Source organism: Nocardia sp. GTS18 (genome assembly GCF_013839555.1).
Lineage (GTDB): Bacteria > Actinomycetota > Actinomycetes > Mycobacteriales > Mycobacteriaceae > Nocardia > Nocardia rosealba.
This window is the reverse complement of record NZ_JACBIU010000002.1, coordinates 1-23,376: the sequence shown is the minus strand read 5'-3', so window position 1 is coordinate 23,376 and position 23,376 is coordinate 1. Positions and strand designations below refer to the sequence as shown.

Sequence of the window (23,376 nt, the reverse complement as noted above, 5' to 3'; positions counted from 1 at the left end):
GCTTTCAGAAAAACCCGGCGGTAACCGTCCCCCGGTTGAGCCCGACTCGAGCAGGAGTGAAATCGTGTCACCTGTGACTGACGCACCGAATGCCACCGCGGCGCCCCAGGCCGATGACGCAGCCAGCCTCGCTGCTATCACCAACGAGGAGATCTTCGCCGGTCACCTCGGCGGCAAACTGTCGGTCGAGCTCAGCGCGCCGCTGGAGACCCAGCGCGACCTGTCGATCGCCTACACCCCCGGCGTCGCCCAGGTGAGCCGCGCGATCGCCGAGGACCCCGCCCTCACCAAGACCTACACCTGGACCGATCGCCTCGTCGTTGTCGTCAGCGACGGCACCGCCGTGCTCGGCCTCGGTGACATCGGCCCGCGCGCCTCGCTGCCCGTGATGGAGGGCAAGGCCGCGCTGTTCAAGAAGTTCGCGGGCCTCAACTCGATCCCGCTGGTGCTCGACACCACCGATCCCGACGAGATCGTCGAGACCCTGATCCGCCTGCGCCCCAGCTTCGGTGCGGTGAACCTGGAAGACATCTCGGCGCCGCGCTGCTTCGAGATCGAGCGCCGCGTCATCGAGGCGCTCGACTGCCCCGTCATGCACGACGACCAGCACGGCACCGCCATCGTGGTGCTCGCCGCGCTCAAGGGTGCCGCCGCGCAGCAGGGCCGCGACATGTCGGCGCTCAAGGTCGTCGTCTCCGGTGCCGGTGCCGCGGGTGTGGCGTGCGCCAACATCCTGCTGGCCGCGGGCGTTCCCGATGTGGTCGTGCTCGATTCCAAGGGCATCGTGAGCATCGGTCGTGACGGCCTCAACGGCGTGAAGGCCGACCTGGCCGCCCGCAGCAATCCGCGTGGCCTGACCGGTGGTCCCGCCGACGCGCTGGCCGGCGCCGATGTCTTCCTCGGCCTGTCCGCGGGCACCATCCCCGAGGAGCTCATCGCCTCGATGGCTCCCGAGTCGATCGTGTTCGCCATGTCGAACCCCGACCCGGAGATCCACCCCGAGGTGGCCGCCAAGTACGCCGCCATCGTGGCCACCGGCCGCAGCGACTTCCCGAACCAGATCAACAACGTCCTCGCCTTCCCCGGCGTTTTCAAGGGCGCACTGGACGCGGGCGCTCGCCGCATCACCGAGGGCATGAAGGTCGCCGCCGCCGACGCCATCTTCAACGTCGTCGCCGACGAACTGGCCGTCGACCGCATCATCCCGAGCCCGCTCGACCCGCGCGTGGCTCCCGCCGTCGCCGAGGCCGTGGCCGAGGCCGCGCGCCGCGAGGGCGTCGCCTGATCGGCAACGCACAACTGACAGCGGCCCCGCTCCCCTAGGAGCGGGGCCGTCGTCGTCCACCTGTGCGCGGTGGGATCATGAGGTGATGAAGACGATCACCGTGCAGCTTCCCGATGAGGTCGAATCCCAGCTGGCAGGCGCGGCGGAGGCCGACGGAATCTCGGTGAACGTGGCCGTCGTGCAGGCGGTGCAGGACTGGATTCACGCCCAGGCCCAGCGGACTCGTGAACGCGCGAGGATGCGGGATGTGCTCGCCGACGATCCGCATCTGCGTGCGCTGCTCGGCGACGACTGAATCGCCTAGGCGATCGGGGTGTCGAGGCCGCGGGCGGTGAGCCAGGCGAGGGCGGCGGCCTTGGGTTCGATCTTGGCGGCGCCGGAGACGGCGGTGTTGAGGGAAATCAGTTCCGCGGTGGTGAGTTCGGCCGACACCGCGTCGAGGACGGCGACGGCTTTGTCGGTCTTCTTGGCGGCGTGGAAGAGGGGGACCACATTCTGGGCGGCGAAATTGTTCTTGGGGTCGGTGAGGACGACGAGGTCGTTCTGGATGATCGCCGGTGAGGTCGTGTAGATATCGGCGGCGGTGACCCGGCCGTCGATCAGGGCACGGACGGTCTCCGGTTCGTCGGCGATGGCGGCGAAATTCTGGGCGCTGATATCGAGGCCGTAGTTCTTGCGTAAGCCGGGTAGGCCGCCGGGGCGATCGGCGAATTCGGGTTTGGCGGCGAAAGTCGTCTCGGCCGAATGCGGTGCGAGGTCGGCGATGGTGGTGAGGTTCCAGCGCTGTGCGGTCGCCCGGGTGACGACGACCGCGTCGGAATTCTGACCGGGGGCGGGGGTGGCGATGGCGAGGTCCTCACCGAGCGCGCTGGTCAGCGCGGTGTCCACCTCGGCCGGGGAGGTCGCGGTCGCGTCTTTGTTCAAGTACCGCAGCAGGTTTCCGGTGTATTCGGGGACCAGCGAGATGACGCATCGGCGGACGGCGGGTAGATAGGCCTCGCGATTTCCGAAATCGAATTTCGTCGCCACCTTGAAACCGTTGATCCGCAGCACCTCGGAGTAGATGGTGGCCACGGTCTCGGACTCGGCGAAATCGGCCGAGCCGATGATCAATTCGTCGCTGGCGCAATCGCCGCGCGCCAGCTGCTGATCGGAGTCGGCGCACGACGCCACCACCATCGCGGCGGCCAGTGCCACCGCGGCGGCCAGAATCCGGCCCATCCGCACCACCATGCGGTGTGCCGGTCGACATTGTCGGTGTGCAGAGGTTCTCACTGGAGTCCTTCCGGCAAAGGCGGGCAGTGCGCTGTGCGTGCGACGCGGACGCCGCAGGTACATTCTGGGTGTTCATATTGCCCCGCGTCGCGGCGAATTGCGGGGGTTGACGGCAAAGACAGGAAGTTGGTGTCGGCGGATGATCTCGGGCGCCCTGCGGCGGAGCGCGGCCGTGTTGGTAGCCGCCACCTGCGTTTTCGCCCTCGCGTCCTGTGCCGGTGACGAACCGGGCCCGGTCGTGACGGTCGGCGCCGACGGTTCGGCGGAAGCGATGGTGCTCGCCGAGATCTACGCCCAGGCACTGGCTCGTACAGGCATGGAAACGTCCGTCGTGAGCGAGTCCGCCGCGCCCGTGGCTGATCTGGATGCCGGTCGGATCGCCGTCCTGCCCGCACGCAACGGCGCCCTGCTCGATCGATGGAATCCGTCGTCCCCTGCGCGCAAGCCCGAAGACGTCGGCGCGGCCGTGAACGCGGCACTGCCGCAGGGACTGTCGCTGTCGGACGCCGCCGACGGCACCGACCTGCGCGCGCGACTGCTGGTCACCCAGGAGGCCGCCGCCCGCGACAACGTGCGCACTGTCGACGCGTTCACCTGCGAAAACGCCACGGCCGGCTTCGTCGAGGTGCCGGGGCTCGCGCCCACCGCACCCCCACGCATCGAGGGTTGCTCCTTCGCAGCGACGGTGCGTTATTCGTCCTCGGCGCAACTGTTCGAAGCCTTGCGCCACGGGGACGTTCAGGTCGCCGTGCTGTCGGGTCCGGTCGCGGCGATCGAGGGTTTCGTGGTCCTCGACGACAAGAATTACGACCTGCGCGCGCAGAACGTCCTCGCGCTGTTCCGCTCGGGCATCTTCGACCGTGCGCGGCTGAAGAAGCTCAATTACGTCGCGGGCGAGCTGACCACCGAGGGTCTGGTCGAGTTGCTCGGGCAGGTCGAGGGCGGGACAGCGCCCGCCGACGCCGCGCGCGGCTGGTTGAACGCGCACGGTCTCTGAGCCGGATCAACTATTGGCACTGAGCCAAAAACGCTAGTGTCGTCACCGACGCGGCAACGAGCGATGCCGTCGTGGGTGAAAGGTGTGCCGTGACAGATCCCGAGGTGGACCCGCTGATCGAACGGGTGCGCGAGGCCTATGCCGCGGTCACCGACGAGGCGCGCGCCGACAAGGTCGCCAAACAGCACGCCCGCGGCAAGCTGACCGCGCGCGAACGGGTCGCACTGCTCGCCAACGGCGGCTTCTACGAATTCGGCGCGCTCGCCGGACCCGGACCCGCCCAGGCCGGTGCCGCGCCGTTGGTCGCGCCCGGTGACGGTGTGGTCACCGGCATCGCCTACGTCGACGGACGCCCGCTCGCCCTGGCCGCGTTCGACTTCACCGTGCTCGGTGGCAGCAACGGCGCCACCGGCATGGCCAAGCTCGACCGCTGCGTGGAACGAGCACTCCTGGACAAGATTCCGCTCGTCATGCTGATGGACGGCGGCGGGCACCGCATGCAGGAGGCGCTCGATTCCCGACTGGCCGCACCGGGTTCGCGGCTGCTGATGCGGCTGGCCGATCTGTCGGGGTACGTCCCGATCGTTGCGGCCATGATGGGTCCCGGTTTCGGCGCCCCCGCCAATCTCGCCGCCTGCTGCGACTTCGTCACCATCGTGCGGGGGATCGGCACCATCGGGATGTCGTCTGCGCCGCTCGTGCAGGCCGCGACGGGGGAGACCCTGACCAACGACGAGATCGGCGGCGCCGACATCCAGGCCGAACGCGGTGTCGTGGACGTGGTCACCGACGACGAACACGAGGCCATCGACGCCATCCGGCTCTACCTGTCCTACCTTCCGCCCTCGGCCGACGGCGCTCCCGTGCTCGGCACGGCTCCGTTCGAACCCGGCGACCGAGCAGGCGAGATCGACGCACTCGTGCCCGCCTCGTTGCGTGCGGGCTACGACGTGCGCGAGGTGATCGAGGCCCTGGCCGACCGCGACACGCTCTTCGAACTCAAACGCACCAACGCGCCGAATGTGGTGACCGCGTTCGTGCGCCTCGGCGGCCGCCCGGTCGGTGTGGTGGCCAACCAGCCGCTGCATCTGGCGGGTGCGCTCGACAGCGCGGCGTGTGAGAAGGCCGCCCATTTCGTGGCCGTCTGCGACGCGTTCGGCCTGCCGCTGCTGATCCTCATCGACCTGCCCGGTTTCCTGGTGGGTACCGCCGCCGAGGAAACCGGCCTGGTCCGGCGCAGTGCGCGCCTGGGTTACGAACTCGCCAACGCGACGGTGCCGCGCTTCGTCATCGTCACCCGCAAGGCCTACGGCGCCGCCTACATCGTGATGGGCGGCGGGCGAAGCGTCGACGCGGACCTGTCGCTGGCCTGGCCGACCGCCGAGATCTGCGCCATCCCCATCGACAGCGCCGTCGACGTGGCCTTCCGCGCCGACTACGAATCCGCCCCCGACCCCGCCGAGCGCCGCACCCAGCTCATCAAGCTCTTCCAGGCCAATATCGATCCGCTGCTGGCTGCCGACGGGTTCGGCATCGACGACGTCGTCCTGCCGTCGCGTACGCGCGGGCTGCTGCTCGAGGCGCTTGGCCGCGTCCAGCCCCGCCGCCCCGACCGGGTGCCGGGCAAGCGGCGGACGATCTCGCCGATCTAGATCACAGCGGGCCGAGTCCACGCGGCGCGTAACACGATTCGGCCCGCCTCGGACGCCATACTCGAGAGATGCCGATCAGAGCCGCCGCATCGACCTCGACCCCCTCCCGGCGGGACCGGCGACTATGACCGACTCGCCGGCCCGCTCCCTGACCGCCCCGCTGACCCGCGTCCAGAACTGGGTGGAGTCGACACTGGCCCCCGTGGCGACCGACGACGACGATCCCGCCGACGTCTCGCACGGCTGGTGGGAGCGGATCCCCGCCGACCTCGCCGTCCTGTTCAACCACGTCGACCACTTCCCGCCCCGCCTCCTCCCCGACCACGACCTGCTCACCCTGTCCGGTGCCCACCGCGTCTGGACGATGTGGCTGGGGATCATCGACGACCAGCGAAACCGGATCCCCGAGTACGCCGCCGTTTACGACCCGGCAACCCTCAGCGCCGAACCCGCGGGTTCACCGAGCGAACTCTTCCTCCCAGAATTCATCCCGTTCGCCGACCTCGACGGCTCCACCCTGTTCCTCGACACCCGCCCCGGCGCCCGCTCCGGCTGCATCGCCGAATACAGCGCCACCGGCGCCTCGGAAGGCGAGTTGTGGCCGTCCCTCACCGACTTGTTCACCACCCTCGCCAACAGCCTGGAATCCGGCACACCATTCGCCGGCCACCACCCCACCGTCACCGAAGCAACACTGTATTGGCGCAGATGACGCTCGACGATCTAAAGGTGTGTTGGGGCCCAGCGGGATTGGGTGCGGGTGATTTTCAGGACGGTGGTGGACAGGAGGATTCCTGCGGTGATGAAGAGCAGGGTGGCGAACGTGCGTAGGAGGCTGAAGGTGAACAGGGAGTCGACCTCGGCGTCGCGCAGGGGTTGGATGGTGTCGTGGTCCTCGGAGATGCCGGCGGCTGTCAGGACGGAGCCGGTCCAGAAGGTGAGCCAGGCGGCGAGCCAGGCGATCCACCAGAGGGGTACTAGGGGCGTGCCGCGTTGCTCGGGGTTCGATGCTCTCGCGATGTCGTGCAGGAACAGGGGTGGGAACCACAGTGAGACGACGGGGACCACCCAGCCCCAGAACGCCCATGGCGCGGAGAGGTGATGCTGTGCGGGGGAGACCAGTTGGGCGTTGTTTCGGGACCGCAGCATCCACACCACCAGGATGATCCAGGTGATGAACATCAACAGCACCGACAGCAGCCACATGCCGACCTCGAGCGGCATCATGATGTCGCGGGCCGCGTTGTACTCGGCGCTGCTCACGGTGCCCTCGTAGCGTCCGGAGACCGAGCGATAGCCGAGCCAGCGCACGGCGACCCCGGCCGTTTCGAGCACAAGTATTACGGCGATCAGCGCCACCACCGCGGTCCCGAGCCCACGAACGGCACGAAAAGCTATGGGATGACTCATTTTCCACTCCCCCTGTCGAGATTTCCCCACGGTACCGCAGCCTTGACCAGCCAGAAGGGCTTATCCAGGGCGCAGCAGATGCTCGCCGGGCTTCGTGTCGGTGCCCGGGCCTAGGCTCGGCAGTGCGACGATCATGAACGGCCGGATCGTCACCCGATCAATCCCTCGATAGGACGTATCGATGACCACCGAACGCAATCCATGGCTGGCGCTGTTCGCGCTGGTGGTCGGGTTCTTCATGATCCTGCTGGACATGACGATCGTCGCCGTCGCCAATCCGGCGATCATGAGCGCGTTCCACACCGACATCACCGATGTCATCTGGGTGACCAGCGCCTACCTGCTCACCTATGCGGTGCCGCTGCTGGTCACCGGGCGATTAGGGGACAGATTCGGGCCGAAGAACATCTACCTGATCGGGTTGGCGGTGTTCACCGGTGCGTCGCTGTGGTGCGGGTTGTCGGGCAGCATCGGGATGCTGATCGCGGCGCGCGCCGCCCAGGGGATCGGTGCCGCGCTGATGACACCGCAGACGATGGCGGTGATCACCCGGACCTTCCCGCCGGACCGGCGCGGTGCGGCGATGGGTCTGTGGGGTGCGGTGGCCGGTCTGGCGACGCTGATCGGCCCGATTCTCGGCGGTGTCCTGGTCGACGGGCTCGGCTGGGAATGGATCTTCTTCGTGAACCTGCCGGTGGGTGTCATCGCGTTCGGTCTGGCGATGTGGCTGGTACCTGCCTTGCCGACCAGCAAGCACAAGTTCGACTTCGTCGGCGTGCTGCTCAGCGGTATCGGCATGCTCGCCCTGGTTTTCGGTATCCAGGAAGGCAACGCGCAGGATTGGGCGCCGTGGATCTGGGCGTTGATCGCGTTCGGTGTGGTGATGCTCGTGCTGTTCGTCGTGAATCAGGCGCGCAATACCGGCGAACCGCTCGTGCCGTTGAGTTTGTTCGCCGACCGCAATTTCGCCTTGTCGAATCTGGCGATCGCCGCGATGGGCGCCGCCGTCACATCCATGATGGTGCCCGCCTATTTCTATCTGCAGGGCGTGCGGGAGATGTCGCCGACCACATCGGCACTGATGTTCGCGCCGATGGCGATCGTCACCGGTATCGCGGCGCCGTTCATCGGTAAATTCGCCGACCGATTACCGCCTCGCCTGATCCCCACCGCGGGCTTCTCCCTCTTCGCCGCCTCCATCGTCGGTTTCGCCGTGCTGATGAAGCCGGATTCCTCGATCGTGGCGTTCATGATCGTGGGCGGTCTCGCCGGTCTGGCCAACGCCTGCATCTGGGCTCCGCTCGCCTCGACCGCCACCCACAACCTGCCGGTCACCCAGGCCGGTGCGGGCGCCGGTGTCTACAACACCACCCGCCAGGTCGGTTCGGTCCTGGGCAGTGCCGCCATCGGCGCCCTCATCGCCGCCCGGCTCAGCGCCAACGGCCTCAGCGGCGATGCCCCGATCGGTGAGGGCGCGAGCACCGGCCCCCTCCCACCCCACGTCATCGACGAATTCAGTACGTCGCTGGCTCAGTCCATGCTGCTGCCCGCCGCGATCCTGCTCGTGGGCGTGCTCGCCTCGGCTCTGTTTGTGGGCCACGCGAAATCGGCGGCGAAACCGGAAGTCGCCGTCACAGCACCAGGTCGCTCAACCGCTTCCAATCGATCTGGCAGCGGACCGGCGCCTCGATAACGGAATCACCGTCGGCAGGCTGCAACTCCAGGTGCGGGACGTACTGCCCCTGTACATGGTCCAGGACAAAGATCTTGATCATGCTGACGCTGTTGTCCGACACCCACACCAGCCAGTACCAGGGGATTCCGGCCAGGGCGTATTCGGTCTTCTTGTCGGCGCTGTCCACCATTTCGGTGCCGGGGGAGATCACCTCGATCGCGATCTTCACCAGTGACGCGGGCAGCGGGCGCAGATCGTTCGGTGCGCAGTCGAACAATGCGACATCAGGACGGCGGATGGTGACTCGGGGAAACTCCCACAACACCACATCGAAGTCGGTGTCTACATCCAGGCACCCACCCCATTGGTTGACATGTGCGAGCGCGGCGGCTTCCACCAGGTCGGCCAAGCGTCGCGCGGCCTTCTGATGAGCGCGATTCGGCGATTCCGCGCGCACGATGTCACCGTTGACCACCTCGACCTGACGGCAGTAGTCCTCGGACAGCTTGCGCCAGATCTCCAGGGTGACCGGCTCCGGCTGCAAGTTGTCGCTGGTCGCCCAGTCGAAGATGGCGGACACACGCGCTCCTAGGTTGTGCTGCTTCGTGCACGAACATCCACTATCTTGCCAGCAAGTTCAACAGGTGTTGCAGCTTCTCGAGGGCTCGGGGCCCGCGCGTTATCGATCGTCGGTCGGCGAGTCGGTGTGGAAAGGGGCTGGTCAACGCCGCCGGTAGGTAGTCTGCGCGGCATGACAGCACGTTCTCTTCGTCGATTCGTGTCTGCAGTGTTCTTGGCAGCCGCGATTCCGGTGGTATCGCCCGTCCAGTCCGCGCTCGCCGCGCCCTGCTCCGATGTGGAGGTGGTGTTCGCGCGGGGGACCGCTGAGCCGGGTGGGGAGCTCGGGGTGACCGGGGTGTCCTTTGTCGAGGCGCTACGGGCGAATGCCGGTGGGCGGTCGGTGGGGGCCTATGGGGTCGACTATCCGGCCAGTAGTGACTTCGCGGATCGGCTAGGGTTCGCGCAGTCGGTGGTGCGGGGGATCGACGATGCGCAGCGGCGGGTGGAGTTCGTCGCGGCGAATTGTCCCGGCACGCGGATCGTGCTCGGCGGGTATTCGCAGGGTGCGGCGCTGGCCGGGTTCGCGACGGGTGCCGGTGTGCCCGAGGGGGTTCCGCCGGAATACGAGCGGTACCTGCCCGAACCGATGCGGGGCGAGGTGGTCGAGCACGTCGCCGCCGTCGTGCTGTTCGGCAAACCCTCCGAACGGTTCCTGCGTGACGCCGCCGCGCCCGCGCTGTCGATCGGCGCGTCCTACCGGAACAAGACCATCGACCTGTGCATCGATGGCGACAACATCTGCGACGGTTCCCCGCTGGCCTACCCCAATGCCCTGCACACCCTCTACAGCGTCAACGGAATGACCGTCACCGCAGCCCAATTCGCGGCCCAGCGGTTCTGAAACGTACCGAGAACAACGAAAAGGCCGGTTGCACAAAGCAACCGGCCTTTTCTGATCAGCTACGTCAGCTGTAGATCTTGTCGACCTCACCGGCGTACTGCTTCATGACGACGGCGCGCTTGAGTGACATCTTCGGGGTGAGCTCGCCCGTCTCCTGGGTCCAGTCGACCGGGAGGATACGGATCTTCTTGATGGCCTCGGCCTTGGAGACCTTCTTGTTGGTCTCGTCGACGGCGGCCTGGATCTCGGCGACCAGCGCCTCGTTCTCGATCAGCTTCTCGATCGCGGTGTCGGCGGCGACACCGTTGCGGTCCTTCCAGCCCGGCAGGGCCTCGGGATCGAGGGTGATCAGGGCGCCGATGAACGGCTGACCGTCACCGACGACCATCACCTGGCTGATCAGCGGGTGCGCGCGCAGGGAGTCCTCGAGCACGGCGGGGGAGACGTTCTTGCCGCCCGCGGTGACCAGGATTTCCTTCTTGCGGCCCGTGATGGTGATGAAGCCGTCGGCGTCGATGGCACCCAGGTCGCCGGTCTTGAACCAGCCGTCCTCGAACGCTTCGGCGGTGGCTTCGTCGTTCTTCCAGTAGCCGCCGAACACGACCGAACCCTTGAGCAGCAGCTCGCCGTCCTCGGCGATCTTGGCGGCGTGGCCCTGGATCGGGCGACCCACCGAACCGACCCGGATGTGGGTGGGGGTGTTCACGCTGAACGCGGCGGTGGTCTCGGTCAGGCCGTAGCCCTCGTAGATGGTGACGCCGACGCCACGGAAGAAGTGGCCGAGGCGAGCGCCCAGGGGGCCACCACCGGACACGGCGGCCAGGCACTGCCCACCGAGAGCGGCACGCAGCTTGCTGTAGACCAGCTTGTCGAAGACGAAGTGCTTGAGCTTGAGCAGCAGGTCGGGGCTGCCCTTCTCGAGCGCCTCGCTGTAGGCGATGGCCGTCTCGGCGGCGGCGTCGAAGATCTTGCCCTTGCCGCCGTCGTGCGCCTTCTGCTTGGCCGAGTTGTAGACCTTCTCGAACACGCGCGGCACCGAGAGGATGAAGTCCGGCTTGAACTCACCGAACTGTTCGACCAGCGTGGTCCAGTCCGAGGAGTGGCGGATGGTCACCTTGGAATCGAAGGCGATCAGCGCGACCGCGCGGGCGAACACGTGCGCCAGCGGCAGGAACAGCAGGGTCTTCTGGCCCTCGGCGACGAACGCGCTGAGCTCGATGCCACCCGAGCGCGACTCGGCCCACAGGTTGGCGTGGGTGAGCTGCACGCCCTTGGGCTTGCCGGTGGTGCCCGAGGTGTAGATCAGGGTGGCGGGCGAGGCCGCGCCGACCTGCTTGCGGCGCTCGTGCACCACGGCATCGTCGAGGTCGGCACCACGCTCGGTCAGGGTGTCGACGGCGCCCTTGTCGATCTGCAGGGTCTCGGCGAGCGCGGGCAGCGACGCGGCGTCGATCTCGTCGATGGTCGCCTTGTGCTTGTCGTTCTCGACGACCAGCAGCTTGGTCTCGGAATCCTGCAGGATCCACTTGGCCTGCTCGGCGGCCGAGCTGTCGTAGATCGCGACGGTCACGCCACCGGCGGCCCAGATCGCGAAGTCGAGCAGCGTCCACTCGTATCGCGTGGCCGCCATGATCGCGACCCGGTCGCCCAGTTCGACGCCGGAGGCGATCAGGCCCTTGGCGACGCCGGTGACGGCTTTCGCGAATTGTGCCGCCGTGACGTCATTCCAGCCGCCGCTGCCGTTCGGAACGTTGAACAACACCGCGTTCGGCGTCTCCTCGCCGAAGCGGAAGACGTTGTCGGAATTGTTCGCATCGTCCGGGATGGTGTAGGAAGCCGGAACTTCGAACTCTCGCATCAGTGCCCTTCCAGTGGGTTCTACTCGCCAGTAATCTACGACACGTTCGGCCCGGTTGCGATATCGCCGCCCGAAATGCCCGTCACCTGGCTTTATCGTAAGTCGTCTATCGATACGGGCTGGATTGCTTCCCGCAGGAAGTCCGCGAGTTCGCGCAGCGCGAGCGCGGCCTCGGCGACCAGCGCGGCCTGCAGTTGCGCGACGTGCCAAAGGCCGCGGGTTTCGGTGAAACGGACGTGCACGCCCGCTCCACGCAGGGCCGAGACGAGCGTGCGGCACTGGTCGTGCAGAAGTTCGCTCACATCGACCTGCACATAGGTGGGTGGCAGGCCGATCAGGTTGCCCGACAGCGGGGCGTAACCCGCTGTGGTGGCGTCGCCGTCGCCGAGGTAGTGGGCGGCGCACAGTCGCGACCACGCCCGGTTGATCACCAGGTCACGGTCGCGGCTCGGCGGGTCGGTGGGGTCGACCCACGGTGCGATGAGCCCGAGCGCGGCCGGGGTCATCTTGTGGCGTTCGATCAGCCGCTGGGCCAGCGCGAGCGCGAGTCCACCGCCCGCCGAATCGCCGGCCAGACAGATCTGATCCGGCTGGTAGCCGACGTTGTTCACCAGATCGAGGAACGCGGCCTCGGCGTCGTCGAGGCCGGCCGGGAAGGGGTGCTCGGGCGCCAGCCGGTAGTCCAGCGAGTACACCGCACAGCAACTCTCCAGCGCCAGCCTGGCGACCAGGGAGCGGTGGGTGGCCAGCGAACCGACCACGTAACCGCCGCCGTGCAGGTACAGGATCGCGCCCGCCGCGCGCTCCGGCGGGACGGCCCGGGTACGCGAACCCGGGATCGCGATCTCGGCGATCACCCGCTCGGCGGGGCGCCCACCCAGCTGCAATTGCTGCACGACGGCGCCGTCGGGCATGAACTGCAGCCGGGAGGACACGTCGAGCAGGGTGCGCTGCACGGCGACGGGCAGTCGCGCGTGCAGCGTCACCCGGAAGACCGGATCGAGCAGCGCGCGAACCACCGGCAGCGGAATCTTGAACTCGCGCATGGCGTTTTCCTGGATCTCGAGAGGGTCAGTGCGGCATGAAGCGGCCGTTGACAGCGGCCGAGATCCGGTTGTAGCCCGAGGCCAGGAAGCGCACGCTCACGTCGAGCAGCTTGGCCTCCCAGCCGATCAGCACGCGTGCGTGACCCTTGCGCACACCCTCGGTGATGGTCTGCGCGGCCATCTCCGGGCTGTGGATCGCCAGGTACTTGTCGAACAGCGACGCGGTGTTGGCCTTGTCGATGCCCTCGGCGTAAGTGGCGTTGCGGGCGACGGCGGTCTTGATGCCGCCGGGATGCACGCAGGTGACCTGCACGGGTGTCTTCGAGACCTTCATCTCCTGGTACAGCGCCTCGGTGAAGCCGCGCACCGCGAACTTGGCCGAGTTGTAGGCCGCCTGGCCCGGCACGGTGACCAGACCGAACAGGCTCGACACGTTGACCACGTGGCCGTCACCGGACTCGATCAGCATCGGCAGGAACGCCTTGGTGCCGTTGACGACACCCCAGAAGTCCACGTCCATGATGCGTTCGATGTCTTTGAACTCGGTCTTCACCACGTCGCCGTGGTAGGCGATGCCCGCGTTGTTGTACACCTGGTGCACCACGCCGAAGTGCTGCTTCACCGAGTCGGCGTAGACCAGGAAAGCCTCGCGCTCGGCCACGTTGAGCCGGTCGGACTTCACCTGCGCGCCCAGTGCCTCGCACAGCCGGACGGTCTCGGCCAGGCCTTCGGTGTCGATATCGCTCAGTGCCAGCTTGGCGCCGCGCTTGGCCAGGTTCTCGGCCAGCGCGCGCCCGATGCCGGAGCCGGCACCGGTGATCACACATACCTTGTTCGTGAAGTAAGCATCTTTGCTCACTGTGCTGCCACCACTTTCAGATCGGCGCCGGAGGCGTCTGCGGTTGTCGTATTGTAGGCGGAAACGTCGAAATGCTTTGTGATCCTGCGGAATTCGAACGTGAAGTCCGGCCACAGGGTGGTGTTGTTGCCGTGCTTGTCGAGGTACCAGCTGGCGCAGCCGCCGGTATTCCAGACCGACTTGGCGAGCTTGTTCTGCAAGCCGGTGTTGTACTCGCGCAGAATGTCTTCGCGTACCTCGACAGTTTTCAGGCCGAGTTTGTCGATGGTAGCCAGGGCATCGCTGACGTAATTGATCTGCGATTCGATCATGTACACCATCGAGGTGTGCCCCAGGCCCACATTCGGGCCGACCAGGAAGAACATATTCGGGAAGTTCGCGATCGCCGAACCCTTGTAGGCCTGCTGGCCGATCTCGTCGAACACCTCCGACAGGGTGCGCCCGTCGCGGCCGACGATGTTGTTGTAGGTCGGCGAATCGGTGACGTGGAAGCCGGTGGCCACGATCAGGGCGTCGATCTCGCGCTCGGTGCCGTCCTTGGTGACGATCGAGCCCGGCTTCACCTCGGCGATGCCGTCGGTGATCACGTCGACGTTGTCGCGATCGAGCGCCGGGTAGTACTCGTTGGAGATCAGCATGCGCTTGCAGCCGATCCGGTAGTTCGGGGTGACCTTCTTGCGCAGTTCGGGGTCGCGGATCTCGAACTGCAGCTTGGCGCGCGAGAGGGCTTCGAAGCCCTTCATCAGCACCGGGAACTTGGCCAGGCCGACGACCTGGGTCTCGCGCGCGGCGTAGATGGCGGCGCGGCTGAGGCGCTGCACGCCCGGAATGTGCTTGAACGCCAGGCGTTCCGGCAGCAGGTAGGGACGGTCCATCCGCGGCAGCAGCCAGGGGGCGGTGCGCTGGTAGACGTCGAGGGTGGCGACCTTGTCGGCGATGGCGGGCACGATCTGGATCGCCGAGGCGCCGGTGCCGATCACGGCGACGCGCTTGCCGGTGAGGTCGGCGTCGTGGTTCCACTGCGCGGAGTGGAAGATCTCGCCCTCGAACTCGTTGATGCCCTTGATGTCGGGCAGCGCGGGCTCGCAGAGTGCGCCGACCGCGCTGACGACGGTGTCGGCGGTGAATTCGCCCTGCGTGGAGCTGATCTCCCAGCGGCTGGTCTCGTTGTTCCAGTGCACGCGGCGCACGTCGCAGTCGAAGACGTGCCGGTCGAGCACGTCGTAGCGCTCCGCAACGCTCTTGATGTACGCCTGGATCTCGCCCTGGCGCGAGAACGAGCGGGTCCAGTCCGGGTTCAGCGCGAAGGAGTACGAGTACAGGTGCGAAGGCACGTCGCAGGCGGCGCCCGGATAGGTGTTGTCACGCCAGGTGCCGCCGACCTCGCTGCCCCGCTCGAGCACGAGGAAGTCCTCGCGACCCTGCTGGGCCAGGCGGATGGCCAGGCCGAGACCGGCGAAACCGCTGCCGATGATGATCGTCTTCACGTGGCGGGCGCGGTTGTCGACGGTTCGGGGTTCGACAACGTTGTCTGTAACCTTGCGACTCATGTAATGCAGACTACGTCGCTATTGAGCCGGAGTCAACAGCTATTGAGCATAGTTCAGTAGTGGCTAGGATGGTCGATGTGAGTAGCAGAAGTTCGGGAGCGACCAAGCGTGTCCGGCTCGGCCCGGAGGAGCGGCGACTACAGCTGATCCACCTCGGCGCCGAGATGCTGGCCGATCGACCGCTCGAGGACATCTCGGTCGACGACATCGCCAAGCAGGCGGGCATCTCGCGGGGTCTGCTGTTCCACTACTTCGCCTCCAAGCAGGAGTTCCACGAGGCGATCGCGCGGCACGTGAGCACCGAGTTCTATGCCGCCGTCATGCCCGACCGCGAGTTGTCGCTGTTCGACATGCTGCGCGATTCGATCGAACGGTTCGTCGACTACGCCATCGGCCATTCCGCGGCCTACCACTCGGTGTTGCGCGGTCCCGCCAGCCGCACCCCCGACATGACCGACTACGTCAACGAGACCCGCGCCGCCATCGCCGATCTCATCGTCAGCGAACTGCCGCTGCCGCCCGACGACCCCGACCTGGCGCGACTCACCCTCGCGATCCGCGGCTGGATCGCGTTCGTAGAGGAGACGATTCTGACCTGGATGGTCGAAAAGCCCATCAGCCGTGAGTCTTTGGTCGATCTGCTGGTCGAGTCGCTGCCCGCGCTCGCCCTCAGTCCCGCGTTGATCTCCGCGCTGCGGGGTTGAGCGTCAACCGTTCTCGCGCGGTTTCGCGCGGAAGTGGGCGCGTTCGCCCTGTTTGCCGAACAGGCTGAGGAACTCGACGGGCTGGTTGTCGGCCGCGCCGAACCAGTGCGGGACGTGGGTGTCGAATTCGGCTGCCTCGCCGGGGGTGAGGACGATATCGTGGTCGCCGAGGATCAGGCGTAGACGGCCGTTGAGAACGTAGAGCCATTCGTAGCCCTCATGTGTTTGGGGTGTGTCGGGCCGGTCGCGGGCGCCCGGGGGGATGACGATCTTGTAGGCCTGGATACCGCCCGCGCGTTTGGTGAGTGGGAGCATCGTCATGCCGTGTCTGGTCACCGGGCGCAGGTGGATGCGTGGGTCGCCGGTGGGTGGGGCGTCGACGAGTTCGTCGAGGGTGACGCCGTGTGCCTTGGCCAGGGGGAGCAGCAGTTCCAGGGTGGGTTTGCGGTCGCCCGATTCCAGGCGCGACAGGGTGCTCACCGAGATCCCGGTCTCGGTGGACAGGTCGGCGAGGGTGGTCTGGCGCTGTTTGCGCAGGGCGCGCAGACGGGGGCCGACCGAGTCGAGGGTCTGTTCGAGGTCGTCCATGCCAACCAGTTTGCCATAGCGGCAAACATGCTTGCCAGTTTTTCGTCCGTTGGTGCACTGTGAATTCCCGAAGGAGGTCGACATGACAGAGCTGAACGAGTCCTACGACGTGGTGGTGATCGGCGGGGGTGCCGCCGGGCTGAACGGTGCGTTGATGCTGGTGCGGCAGCGGCGATCGGTGCTGGTGATCGATGCCGGTACGCCGCGCAACGCGCCCGCCGACGGGGTGCACGGGCTGCTGGGGCGGGAGGGGATGCCGCCGCTGGAGCTGGTTGCGCTCGGGCGCGAGGAGGTGCGTGGGTACGGGGGCCAGGTGGTGACCGGCGAGGTGGTCGCTGTCGACCGTGTCGGCGACTCCGCCTCCACCGATCCGTCCGGAAATGAGCACGCCTCCCGCGAATTCCGGGTGGAGCTGGCGGACGGCCGGTCCGTCTTCGCACGGCGCATCCTCGTCACCACCGGGCTCGCCGACGAGCTGCCACCGATCGCCGGACTGCGCGAACGCTGGGGGCACGACGTGCTGCACTGCCCGTACTGCCACGGCTGGGAGGTGCGCGATCAGCGGATCGCGATCCTGGCGACCGGGCCGATGGCGGTCCATCAGGCGCTGCTGTTCACCCAATTGACCGACGACATCGTGTTCCTGTCACACACGGCTCCGGCCGCTGACGAAGACGCGGAAAAGCTTGCGGCACGGGGTGTTCGCGTGGTCGACGGCGAGGTGGTCGAGGTGCTCGCCGACGGCGGAAAGCTGAGCGGCGTCCGGCTTGCCGACGGCACCGTGATCGACAGGGACGCCCTGGTCGTCGGCCCCCGCTTCAGCACCCGCGCCACCTTCCTCACCGACCTCGGCCTCACCCCCGAACCCCACCCGAGCGGGGTCGGCGACCACATCCCAGCCGACCCTATGGGCCGCACCTCGGCCCCCGGCGTGTGGATCGCGGGCAACGCCACCGACCCGATGGCCCAGGTCGGCGCCGCCGCGGCGGCTGGTGCGATGGCGGGTGCGCAGATCAACGCGGAGCTGGTGATGGTTGACACCGCCGAGGCTGTCGCGCGGCTCCGGGCTTCGGAAGGCGCCGCTGTCACTGGATGAGTTCCGGCCCCGGCGCATCGAACGGTGCGCCGGGACTGCTGGTCATCGGCCATTGCCGAACGTGCAGCGGGAGCGGGCTCGTCGCCTCTGCTCATCGCCCACGCGAGCGTCGTGCGAGAGCTTCATCGATGGCGCTGGTCAACAGTGCGCGTGCGTCGTCGGCGGAGATCTGGCCGACGGTGACGTGTAGGGCCAGGCCGTCGAGGAGGGCCAGCAAAGCGCTGGCTGCCTTCGTCGGCTCGGGGTGGTAGGGGAGCAGTGTCGCGATGTGGTCGCGGAAGCCTCGGCCGTTGGTTGCCAGGGTTTCGGCGATCTGGGGGCGGACCGAGGCGAAGGCCAGGTAGCCGATCAGGGTGCGGGTGTCGGCGGTGGATTCGGCGTCGGTGGGGAGGAGGGCGGTGAGGATCTGGTGCAGGTCGGGGTCGGGGCCCGCGGCGGTGATGCGCTCACCGATTCTGCCCGCGATGGTGGTCGCGGCGAATTCCATCATCGCGTCCTTGGTGGGGAAGTAGTGCTGCACCTGACCTGCGGAGACGCCCGCCTCGGCGGCGACGTGGCGCAGGCTGACCGCTTCGAGCCCGTCGCGGGCGAGTAGGCGCATCACGGCGTCGCTGATCTCGGCCCGGCGCGAACTGTGATCCACCCGTTTCGGCATGCGGCCATTCTTTCACGATGCACTTGTATTGCCATGGTGTGGCTCTTTACAATGCAGTTGTATTGCAAAGGAGGTCGCCATGCGCCCTGTCCTGCGGCTCGTACGCCGTTTCTTCCGGTTCGAAATCGATCTGTGGGTGAGCCTCGGCCGCGCGATCACCCGCAGGCCCGACATCGCGGACGGCACCTCGATCCGCTACGCGGGCGCCATGTCGGCCATCCTTTGGGCGTTCGTCGTGGTCAGTGCGGTGGAGATTCCCGCTGTGCACCTGATCATTCCGTGGGCGCCGGTCCGCCTGGCCGCACTGGCACTCGGCATCTGGGGACTGCTGTGGATGCTCGGCCTGCTCGCCGCTCACCACGTGTACCCGCACGTCCTCACCCCCGCCCACCTACGCGTTCGCTACCTGCGCCGCACAGAACTCGCGATCCCCCTCTCCGCCGTGCGCGCTGTGCGCCCCGACATGCGCGGCTACGACGAATCGAAGTCGTTGCACCGCACAGCAAATGGAACCATCGCCCTCCCGGTCGGCAGTTCCACCAACATCCGCCTGGAACTGGCCGCGCCCCACACCTTCTCCACACCACAGGGCGAGCTGACCTCATCGACCATCGCCTTCTGGGCCGACGACCCACAAACCGCCATCGGCGCCATCAAGGCCGCGATCCCGAAGCAGCACTCCGAACCCTGATCACCCCGGCATCGGCGCATCCTCGGGAAATCGCCGCACCACCTCGATCGTGCCGACGATATTGCGGTTGAACTCGGCGAGATCCTCTGCCGGGATCCAGTATTCGAGGATCTCGCGTCCACCGGCCTGGTCTCGGCTATCTCGGGCCGAAGGTTTCGAGGCCGGTCACGCGGAGGAGGTCGAGGGCTGTGGCGGTGGGGGTGTTGGGCGGTGCGGAGTAGATGACGATGGTTTGGTCGGTGTGGGGCACGTGCATGGCGTCGCAGTCGAGGGTGAGGGTGCCCAGGTCGGGGTGGGCGATGGTTTTGGTGAGGCTGTGCATGGTGCTGGAACGGCCTGCTTGCCAGTGGGACTCGAATTCCTCGCTGCGCGTGCGTAGTTCGGTGAGCAGGCGGGTGAGGTCTGGGTCGTCGGGGTAGGTGGCCTTGACGGCGCGCAGGCAGCCGACGCAGGCGGCGGCGTTGCTGTCGGCCTCCTCCGGTGTCATGACGACGCGGCTCATACCGGTGCCGAGGAAGCGCTGCCACATGATGTTCCGCTGCTCGGGCGGGATGGCGGAGAAGTCGCCCAGCAGCGCGGCCGACAGTGAATTCCAGGCGAGGGTGTCGGATTTCGCGGACAGGACGAGCACCGGAAGGTCGGTGAGCCGATCCAGCAGCCGCTGGACGCTCGGCCGGATGACCATCGGAATCCGCCCCGCCTGCGGTGGTTCGGAGCCGGCGAGCCGGTAGACCAGATCCCGGTCGACATCGGTGAGCCGCAGCGCCCTGGTGAGTGCTCCGAGTACCTGATCGGACGGCTTGGGTCCACGCCCTTGTTCGAGGCGAACGATGTAATCGACACTCACGCCGGCCAGGCTCGCCACCTCCTCGCGCCGCAGCCCGCGCACCTGTCGGCGGGCTCCGGCGGGCAGGCCGACATCGACGGGCGAGAGCCGGGAGCGCGCACCGCGCAGTACCGTCGCCAATTCCGCTCTGTCCACGTTTTCCATGGTGCCGCAGGCCGGTGGTGGCGGGGTGGTACCGCGAATCCCACCCGAATTCCTCGCGTGGGCGGTGCTCGGCTGGGGACCTCGAAGCCCGGCGTGTGTGGTGTGCGCCGTCGTCGTGGAGCCGACGCCCGCTCCGGTGGTGGTGATCGCGGCGATCCTGCTGCTGCGCGGCATCCGCGTCGCCGGTGCGCGGGTCGCTTCGCCAGTTCTCGCTCGATAGGGCGTGGTACCGCCCGTCCTATGCCTCTCCGGCACTGGAGTGTGGCTCGCTGTGGCGTGAGTCTGGATGCATGACACAGACGATCGCCCTGGTGACCGGGGCAAACAAAGGACTCGGCCGCGAAACGGTTCGCCGGCTGGCGGGCTCGGGCTGGCAGGTGTTCCTCGCCGCTCGCGACACCGGTCGCGGTAGGGCGGCGGCCGTCGAACTCGCCGCGACCGGTGCCGACGTCCGGTTCGTCGCGCTGGACGTGACCTCCGACGACTCCGTCATGGCCGCGGCGGACACAGTGAAATCCGAAGCGGGCCGCCTCGATGTCCTGATCAACAACGCCGCCATCGGCGGCCCACATACCGCGCCGAGCGAGACCGGGCCCGAAGATCTGCGCGAGGTGTTCGAAACCAATGTCTTCGGGCCGATCCGGGTGACCAACGCGTTCCTGCCGCTGCTGCGCCTGTCCGGGCATCCACGCATCGTGATGGTTTCCAGCGGCATCGGCTCGATCGCCACCATCACCGACCCGAAGTGGGCAGGCCTGCTGCCACCGGCCCTCGGCTACCCGAGCACCAAGGCCGCGCTGAACATGCTAACCGTCATGTACGCGAGCGAACTCGACACGATGAAGGTCAACGCCGTCGATCCCGGCTATACGGCGACCGACCTCAACGGGCACAGTGGTTTCCAGACTGTTACCGAGGGCACCGATGCGATCGTGGCCATGGCGACGATCGGCCCCGACGGACCCACCGGCGCATTCGTGGACCGCATCGGCACCGCGCCGTGGTGAAGTTCGGCGCCGTGCTCGCTGCGGGGGTGCTGGTAGTAGCCGCCTATCTGATGACAACGGAGGACGCAGTGGCCGACCAGAAATCCGACACCGTGCTCTCGATCGGCCTGCACCCCAGCGCCGTCGACTACAGCCGGTACCCGCAGCTCGACGAAGCGACCCTCACCGCCCGTATCGCGGCAGGCGAGAACGCCTTGCGCGAAGCGGGTTTCGACATCGTCACCTGCCAGGTCCCGGCAGACCCCGACGCCGCCGAGGCGACCCTGCGGGACTGCGCGACGGGCAGGCCGTTCGGGGTCGCGATGATCGGCGCCGGGGTGCGGATGGCACCCGAGCACACCGTGCTGTTCGAACGCCTGATCAATGTGGCGACCGAGATCGCGCCGGGAATCCGGTTCTGCTTCAACACTTCTCCGGAGACAACCATCGACGCGCTGCGCCGCGGATTGCAAACCCGCTGACCATCGGCAGTCGAGGCGCGCTTGCCGGGAATCGGACCTGCGGACCTCCGGCCTGGGGAAAGCGGTCCTACTTGTGGCCGCCACCGTGGTCGTGGCCGCCGCAGGTGTCGGTGCGTCGACCGTCCGTGGCCGCCTGCCCGGCGCCGTGACCTTCCAGCGCCGCGAACGGGCCGCATTCGTGCGGGGCGATCCACACGTGCACCATCGGGTTGCCCGCGCCGGGGTTGATCGAGTTCGGCGGGCAGTTGCCCTGCTCGTCGGTCACGCCGGCGACCTGGGGGCCGTTGTCGCCTGCCTTCCAGCACAGGTTGTCGTGCACGTGCCACTGCATCAGCGGGCCCGCGTAATCGGTGAGGGCAGGGTCGTCGATCTTCTTGCCCTTGGCCATGTACATGGCCGACACCAGGGTGCGGTTCTGGCCGTCGACCCGGTAGACCAGCGATTCCGGTCGCGTCGGGTCGAGGAAGCTGTCGTCGCGGATGTAGCCGGTGTTGATCCAGTGCTCGTAGCCGGTGGCGGCATCGCCGATCGAGCGGAAGCCGAGTGCGCCGATGGTGGTGACGTCGGCGAAGGCGGGCAGTTTCGCGAGGGTGTTCTGGATCAGGGCCGTCGCGCGCTGCTCCTGTTCGGCGGTGACGCCCGGGACGCCGGAGATATCGATCGGTTTGCCCGGGTCGAACGCCCGAGGCCAGGAGTCACCGTGGTCCTCGCCCGCCGCGTGCGCGTGATCGTCGCTGTCGCCGTGGCTGTGCACATGCCCGACACCGTTGAGCATGGCCGCCAGCGCCAGCACACCGACGGCCGCGGCCGCGAACCCGGACCGCATGGGCGGCAGGGTCGCGCCGGGCCGCACCAGTGCGACGGCCGCACCGAGGACAGCGAGCGCACCCAGCGCCGCGCACACGGTATCGGCGACGGCCGGTGACTCCGCTGTCAGCCCGGTGACCCACGGGATATCGGCGAAACGGGTGAACGCCCACACCGCAACCGCGAACGCGTTCACGGCGGCCAACGCTGACACGACGATCTTGCGATCACTCAGCAGCACCGCCAGCCCGACGGCGCACTGCATCGCGGCGAGCACGACCATCAGCCGCGCCAAGGTGGCGTGTTCGGTGTGCATTCCGGCGGCCATGAAGTGCACCGCCCCCGCCCCGACCGACGAGATCCCGCCGAGCAGCAGAAATCCGTTGCGTCCGCTCACCTGTTGTCTCCAATCCGGTAGTTCGCCGCGGACATTACTGGGCAACAGTGAGTGGGGAGTGCCGCATGCCTGAGGAAACTCTGTGACCCAGGTCTCCGATGCCGTTGTCACATCGAGACCATTACGGTGGTTAACGATCTCCGGGCGAGTCGCGAATTTCGGAGCATGAGTCTGAAAAGCAAGCAAGGTCAACGGGTTTCGGTTCAGGTCGGGGTGGCCGCCGCAGCGGCCGTTACCGCGCTCGTCGGGTTCAGTGGTCCGGCGGCGGCATTGCCGTCGGATCAGGTCGTCCGATTCGTACCGACACTCGTCCGGGTGCCGGGAGGATGCTCGGCCATCGTCAACGCGGAAACCGTGCCCCAGCCACAGGCCGGGCACCTCGGTGTTCGCGTGAAAATCATTCAGGACGGACAGAACTGCCAGCCGTACCGGATCTCGGTGCGGTGGAAGAACCTCGACACCGGTCGTGAGAACAGTCAGTCCCACCGGGTCGACGCCAACGGCGTCATCGAACAGGCGCCGGACGGGGTGATCACCGGTTTCGGCATGGGCCCCGGCCCCGGCCGGGTCGAGGCGAAGATCGTCGCCACCTCCGACACCTACCCGCAACACTATGACCTGGAACAGCTTTCGGGTCAGGCCTGGATCACCCTCAACGGATAGAACGGACAGCAGCAGGGGCGGAGCCGACCGGGCCCGCCCCTGCTGGGGCGTGTTCCGCCGCAGTGAGACGGTTGCCCGACCGCCCGACTGCCCTTAGATTCATCCGTGATCGGGTGGGCCCTCAGTTCCGCTCAGGGTGCGGCGGGTGAAGCGGAGGTGGGGCTGTCCCTTCTACACATCTGACGCTGACGACGCATCTAGAGTTATAGTTCACTGTCTGCATAGGATATCTTCATATTATTTCATT

At 67.2% G+C, this 23,376-nt stretch carries 25 protein-coding genes; 14 read left to right on the top strand and 11 right to left on the bottom strand.

The features are described 5' to 3' along the window. The first annotated feature begins 64 nt into the window (after nucleotides 1–64). Together HYG95_RS03155 and HYG95_RS03150 are read left to right on the top strand one after the other, a co-directional pair. Nucleotides 65–1,285, top strand: a complete 1,221-nt coding sequence (locus tag HYG95_RS03155; RefSeq protein WP_370465663.1) for an NADP-dependent malic enzyme — start codon at nucleotides 65–67, stop codon at nucleotides 1,283–1,285. An 85-nt stretch (nucleotides 1,286–1,370) separates the two neighbouring features. Then, nucleotides 1,371–1,580: an Arc family DNA-binding protein gene (locus HYG95_RS03150; protein ID WP_181696520.1), complete on the top strand. Its 210-nt coding sequence runs from the start codon at nucleotides 1,371–1,373 to the stop codon at nucleotides 1,578–1,580. Between the two features lie 5 nt (nucleotides 1,581–1,585). On the opposite strand, the gene HYG95_RS03145 is transcribed toward HYG95_RS03150, so the two are convergent. Further along, nucleotides 1,586–2,506 carry an ABC transporter substrate-binding protein gene (locus tag HYG95_RS03145; protein WP_255494968.1) on the bottom strand — a complete coding sequence of 307 codons (921 nt, stop codon included), beginning with the start codon at nucleotides 2,504–2,506 and terminating at the stop codon, nucleotides 1,586–1,588. A 193-nt stretch (nucleotides 2,507–2,699) separates the two neighbouring features. Here HYG95_RS03145 and HYG95_RS03140 point away from each other — a divergent pair, with 193 nt between their 5' ends. The 3 genes from HYG95_RS03140 (at nucleotide 2,700) to HYG95_RS03130 (ending at nucleotide 5,921) form a co-directional block, all read left to right on the top strand. After that, nucleotides 2,700–3,557 (top strand): glycine betaine ABC transporter substrate-binding protein, encoded by an 858-nt coding sequence (locus HYG95_RS03140; RefSeq protein ID WP_181696518.1) that lies wholly within the window; start codon nucleotides 2,700–2,702, stop codon nucleotides 3,555–3,557. A gap of 89 nt (nucleotides 3,558–3,646) precedes the next feature. Further along, nucleotides 3,647–5,209 (top strand): carboxyl transferase domain-containing protein, encoded by a 1,563-nt coding sequence (locus tag HYG95_RS03135; RefSeq protein WP_181696517.1) that lies wholly within the window; start codon nucleotides 3,647–3,649, stop codon nucleotides 5,207–5,209. Between the two features lie 124 nt (nucleotides 5,210–5,333). Beyond that, nucleotides 5,334–5,921: an SMI1/KNR4 family protein gene (locus tag HYG95_RS03130; RefSeq protein WP_181696516.1), complete on the top strand. Its 588-nt coding sequence runs from the start codon at nucleotides 5,334–5,336 to the stop codon at nucleotides 5,919–5,921. An 11-nt stretch (nucleotides 5,922–5,932) separates the two neighbouring features. Here HYG95_RS03130 and HYG95_RS03125 read toward each other — a convergent pair whose 3' ends face one another. After that, nucleotides 5,933–6,619, bottom strand: coding sequence for a DUF4328 domain-containing protein (locus tag HYG95_RS03125; RefSeq protein ID WP_181696515.1), 687 nt, complete (start codon nucleotides 6,617–6,619; stop codon nucleotides 5,933–5,935). Nucleotides 6,620–6,800: 181 nt separating this feature from the next. Here HYG95_RS03125 and HYG95_RS03120 point away from each other — a divergent pair, with 181 nt between their 5' ends. Next, nucleotides 6,801–8,312, top strand: a complete 1,512-nt coding sequence (locus HYG95_RS03120; RefSeq protein WP_181696514.1) for a DHA2 family efflux MFS transporter permease subunit — start codon at nucleotides 6,801–6,803, stop codon at nucleotides 8,310–8,312. On the opposite strand, the gene HYG95_RS03115 is transcribed toward HYG95_RS03120, so the two are convergent. After that, on the bottom strand, nucleotides 8,251–8,874 hold the full coding sequence (locus HYG95_RS03115) for a Uma2 family endonuclease (RefSeq protein ID WP_181696513.1): 624 nt from the start codon (nucleotides 8,872–8,874) through the stop codon (nucleotides 8,251–8,253). The two genes, HYG95_RS03120 and HYG95_RS03115, sit on opposite strands and share 62 nt — an antisense overlap. Before the next feature lie 171 nt (nucleotides 8,875–9,045). Between HYG95_RS03115 and HYG95_RS03110 the strand changes: the two genes are divergently transcribed. Beyond that, complete coding sequence (locus HYG95_RS03110; RefSeq protein WP_181696512.1) at nucleotides 9,046–9,756, top strand: cutinase family protein; 711 nt, start codon at nucleotides 9,046–9,048, stop codon at nucleotides 9,754–9,756. Nucleotides 9,757–9,820: 64 nt separating this feature from the next. Here the strand turns inward: HYG95_RS03110 and HYG95_RS03105 are convergent, their stop codons facing one another. The 4 genes from HYG95_RS03105 to HYG95_RS03090 all read right to left on the bottom strand — a co-directional run bounded on the left by HYG95_RS03105 (nucleotide 9,821) and on the right by HYG95_RS03090 (nucleotide 15,069). Continuing rightward, nucleotides 9,821–11,614 (bottom strand): long-chain fatty acid--CoA ligase, encoded by a 1,794-nt coding sequence (locus HYG95_RS03105; RefSeq protein WP_067637644.1) that lies wholly within the window; start codon nucleotides 11,612–11,614, stop codon nucleotides 9,821–9,823. Between the two features lie 92 nt (nucleotides 11,615–11,706). Continuing rightward, the gene (locus tag HYG95_RS03100; protein ID WP_067491255.1) at nucleotides 11,707–12,660 is read right to left on the bottom strand and encodes an alpha/beta hydrolase; all 954 of its coding nucleotides are present in this window, start codon (nucleotides 12,658–12,660) and stop codon (nucleotides 11,707–11,709) included. A 25-nt stretch (nucleotides 12,661–12,685) separates the two neighbouring features. Continuing rightward, the gene (locus HYG95_RS03095) at nucleotides 12,686–13,519 is read right to left on the bottom strand and encodes an SDR family NAD(P)-dependent oxidoreductase (RefSeq protein ID WP_181696511.1); all 834 of its coding nucleotides are present in this window, start codon (nucleotides 13,517–13,519) and stop codon (nucleotides 12,686–12,688) included. Next, nucleotides 13,516–15,069 carry an NAD(P)/FAD-dependent oxidoreductase gene (locus HYG95_RS03090; protein ID WP_181696510.1) on the bottom strand — a complete coding sequence of 518 codons (1,554 nt, stop codon included), beginning with the start codon at nucleotides 15,067–15,069 and terminating at the stop codon, nucleotides 13,516–13,518. Before HYG95_RS03090 ends, HYG95_RS03095 begins: the two co-directional genes overlap by 4 nt. A gap of 68 nt (nucleotides 15,070–15,137) precedes the next feature. Between HYG95_RS03090 and HYG95_RS03085 the strand changes: the two genes are divergently transcribed. Further along, on the top strand, nucleotides 15,138–15,773 hold the full coding sequence (locus HYG95_RS03085; protein WP_181696765.1) for a TetR/AcrR family transcriptional regulator: 636 nt from the start codon (nucleotides 15,138–15,140) through the stop codon (nucleotides 15,771–15,773). Nucleotides 15,774–15,776: 3 nt separating this feature from the next. On the opposite strand, the gene HYG95_RS03080 is transcribed toward HYG95_RS03085, so the two are convergent. After that, a complete protein-coding gene (locus HYG95_RS03080) occupies nucleotides 15,777–16,361 on the bottom strand; it encodes a helix-turn-helix domain-containing protein (protein WP_067491263.1) in 585 nt (194 codons plus the stop codon). Nucleotides 16,362–16,443: 82 nt separating this feature from the next. Between HYG95_RS03080 and HYG95_RS03075 the strand changes: the two genes are divergently transcribed. Next, on the top strand, nucleotides 16,444–17,457 hold the full coding sequence (locus HYG95_RS03075) for an NAD(P)/FAD-dependent oxidoreductase (RefSeq protein WP_181696509.1): 1,014 nt from the start codon (nucleotides 16,444–16,446) through the stop codon (nucleotides 17,455–17,457). Nucleotides 17,458–17,548: 91 nt separating this feature from the next. Here HYG95_RS03075 and HYG95_RS03070 read toward each other — a convergent pair whose 3' ends face one another. Next, nucleotides 17,549–18,112, bottom strand: a complete 564-nt coding sequence (locus HYG95_RS03070) for a TetR/AcrR family transcriptional regulator (protein WP_181696508.1) — start codon at nucleotides 18,110–18,112, stop codon at nucleotides 17,549–17,551. Nucleotides 18,113–18,191: 79 nt separating this feature from the next. On the opposite strand from HYG95_RS03070, the gene HYG95_RS03065 reads away from it, so the two are divergent. Then, on the top strand, nucleotides 18,192–18,803 hold the full coding sequence (locus HYG95_RS03065) for a hypothetical protein (RefSeq protein ID WP_181696507.1): 612 nt from the start codon (nucleotides 18,192–18,194) through the stop codon (nucleotides 18,801–18,803). 136 nt (nucleotides 18,804–18,939) lie between these two features. Here the strand turns inward: HYG95_RS03065 and HYG95_RS03060 are convergent, their stop codons facing one another. Beyond that, the gene (locus HYG95_RS03060) at nucleotides 18,940–19,794 is read right to left on the bottom strand and encodes a helix-turn-helix transcriptional regulator (RefSeq protein WP_220139008.1); all 855 of its coding nucleotides are present in this window, start codon (nucleotides 19,792–19,794) and stop codon (nucleotides 18,940–18,942) included. Between HYG95_RS03060 and HYG95_RS03055 the strand changes: the two genes are divergently transcribed. From HYG95_RS03055 to HYG95_RS03045, 3 genes are all read left to right on the top strand, one after another. Continuing rightward, entirely contained in the window at nucleotides 19,793–20,014 is a 222-nt protein-coding gene (locus tag HYG95_RS03055; RefSeq protein WP_181696505.1) for a hypothetical protein, read from the top strand. The two genes, HYG95_RS03060 and HYG95_RS03055, sit on opposite strands and share 2 nt — an antisense overlap. A gap of 70 nt (nucleotides 20,015–20,084) precedes the next feature. Further along, nucleotides 20,085–20,801, top strand: a complete 717-nt coding sequence (locus tag HYG95_RS03050; RefSeq protein WP_181696504.1) for an SDR family oxidoreductase — start codon at nucleotides 20,085–20,087, stop codon at nucleotides 20,799–20,801. Beyond that, nucleotides 20,798–21,262: a hypothetical protein gene (locus HYG95_RS03045; RefSeq protein ID WP_220139007.1), complete on the top strand. Its 465-nt coding sequence runs from the start codon at nucleotides 20,798–20,800 to the stop codon at nucleotides 21,260–21,262. Before HYG95_RS03050 ends, HYG95_RS03045 begins: the two co-directional genes overlap by 4 nt. Before the next feature lie 67 nt (nucleotides 21,263–21,329). On the opposite strand, the gene HYG95_RS03040 is transcribed toward HYG95_RS03045, so the two are convergent. Further along, nucleotides 21,330–22,466: a hypothetical protein gene (locus HYG95_RS03040; RefSeq protein WP_181696503.1), complete on the bottom strand. Its 1,137-nt coding sequence runs from the start codon at nucleotides 22,464–22,466 to the stop codon at nucleotides 21,330–21,332. A 165-nt stretch (nucleotides 22,467–22,631) separates the two neighbouring features. Here HYG95_RS03040 and HYG95_RS03035 point away from each other — a divergent pair, with 165 nt between their 5' ends. Continuing rightward, nucleotides 22,632–23,129, top strand: coding sequence for a hypothetical protein (locus tag HYG95_RS03035; RefSeq protein ID WP_220139005.1), 498 nt, complete (start codon nucleotides 22,632–22,634; stop codon nucleotides 23,127–23,129). Nucleotides 23,130–23,376: the final 247 nt, after the last annotated feature.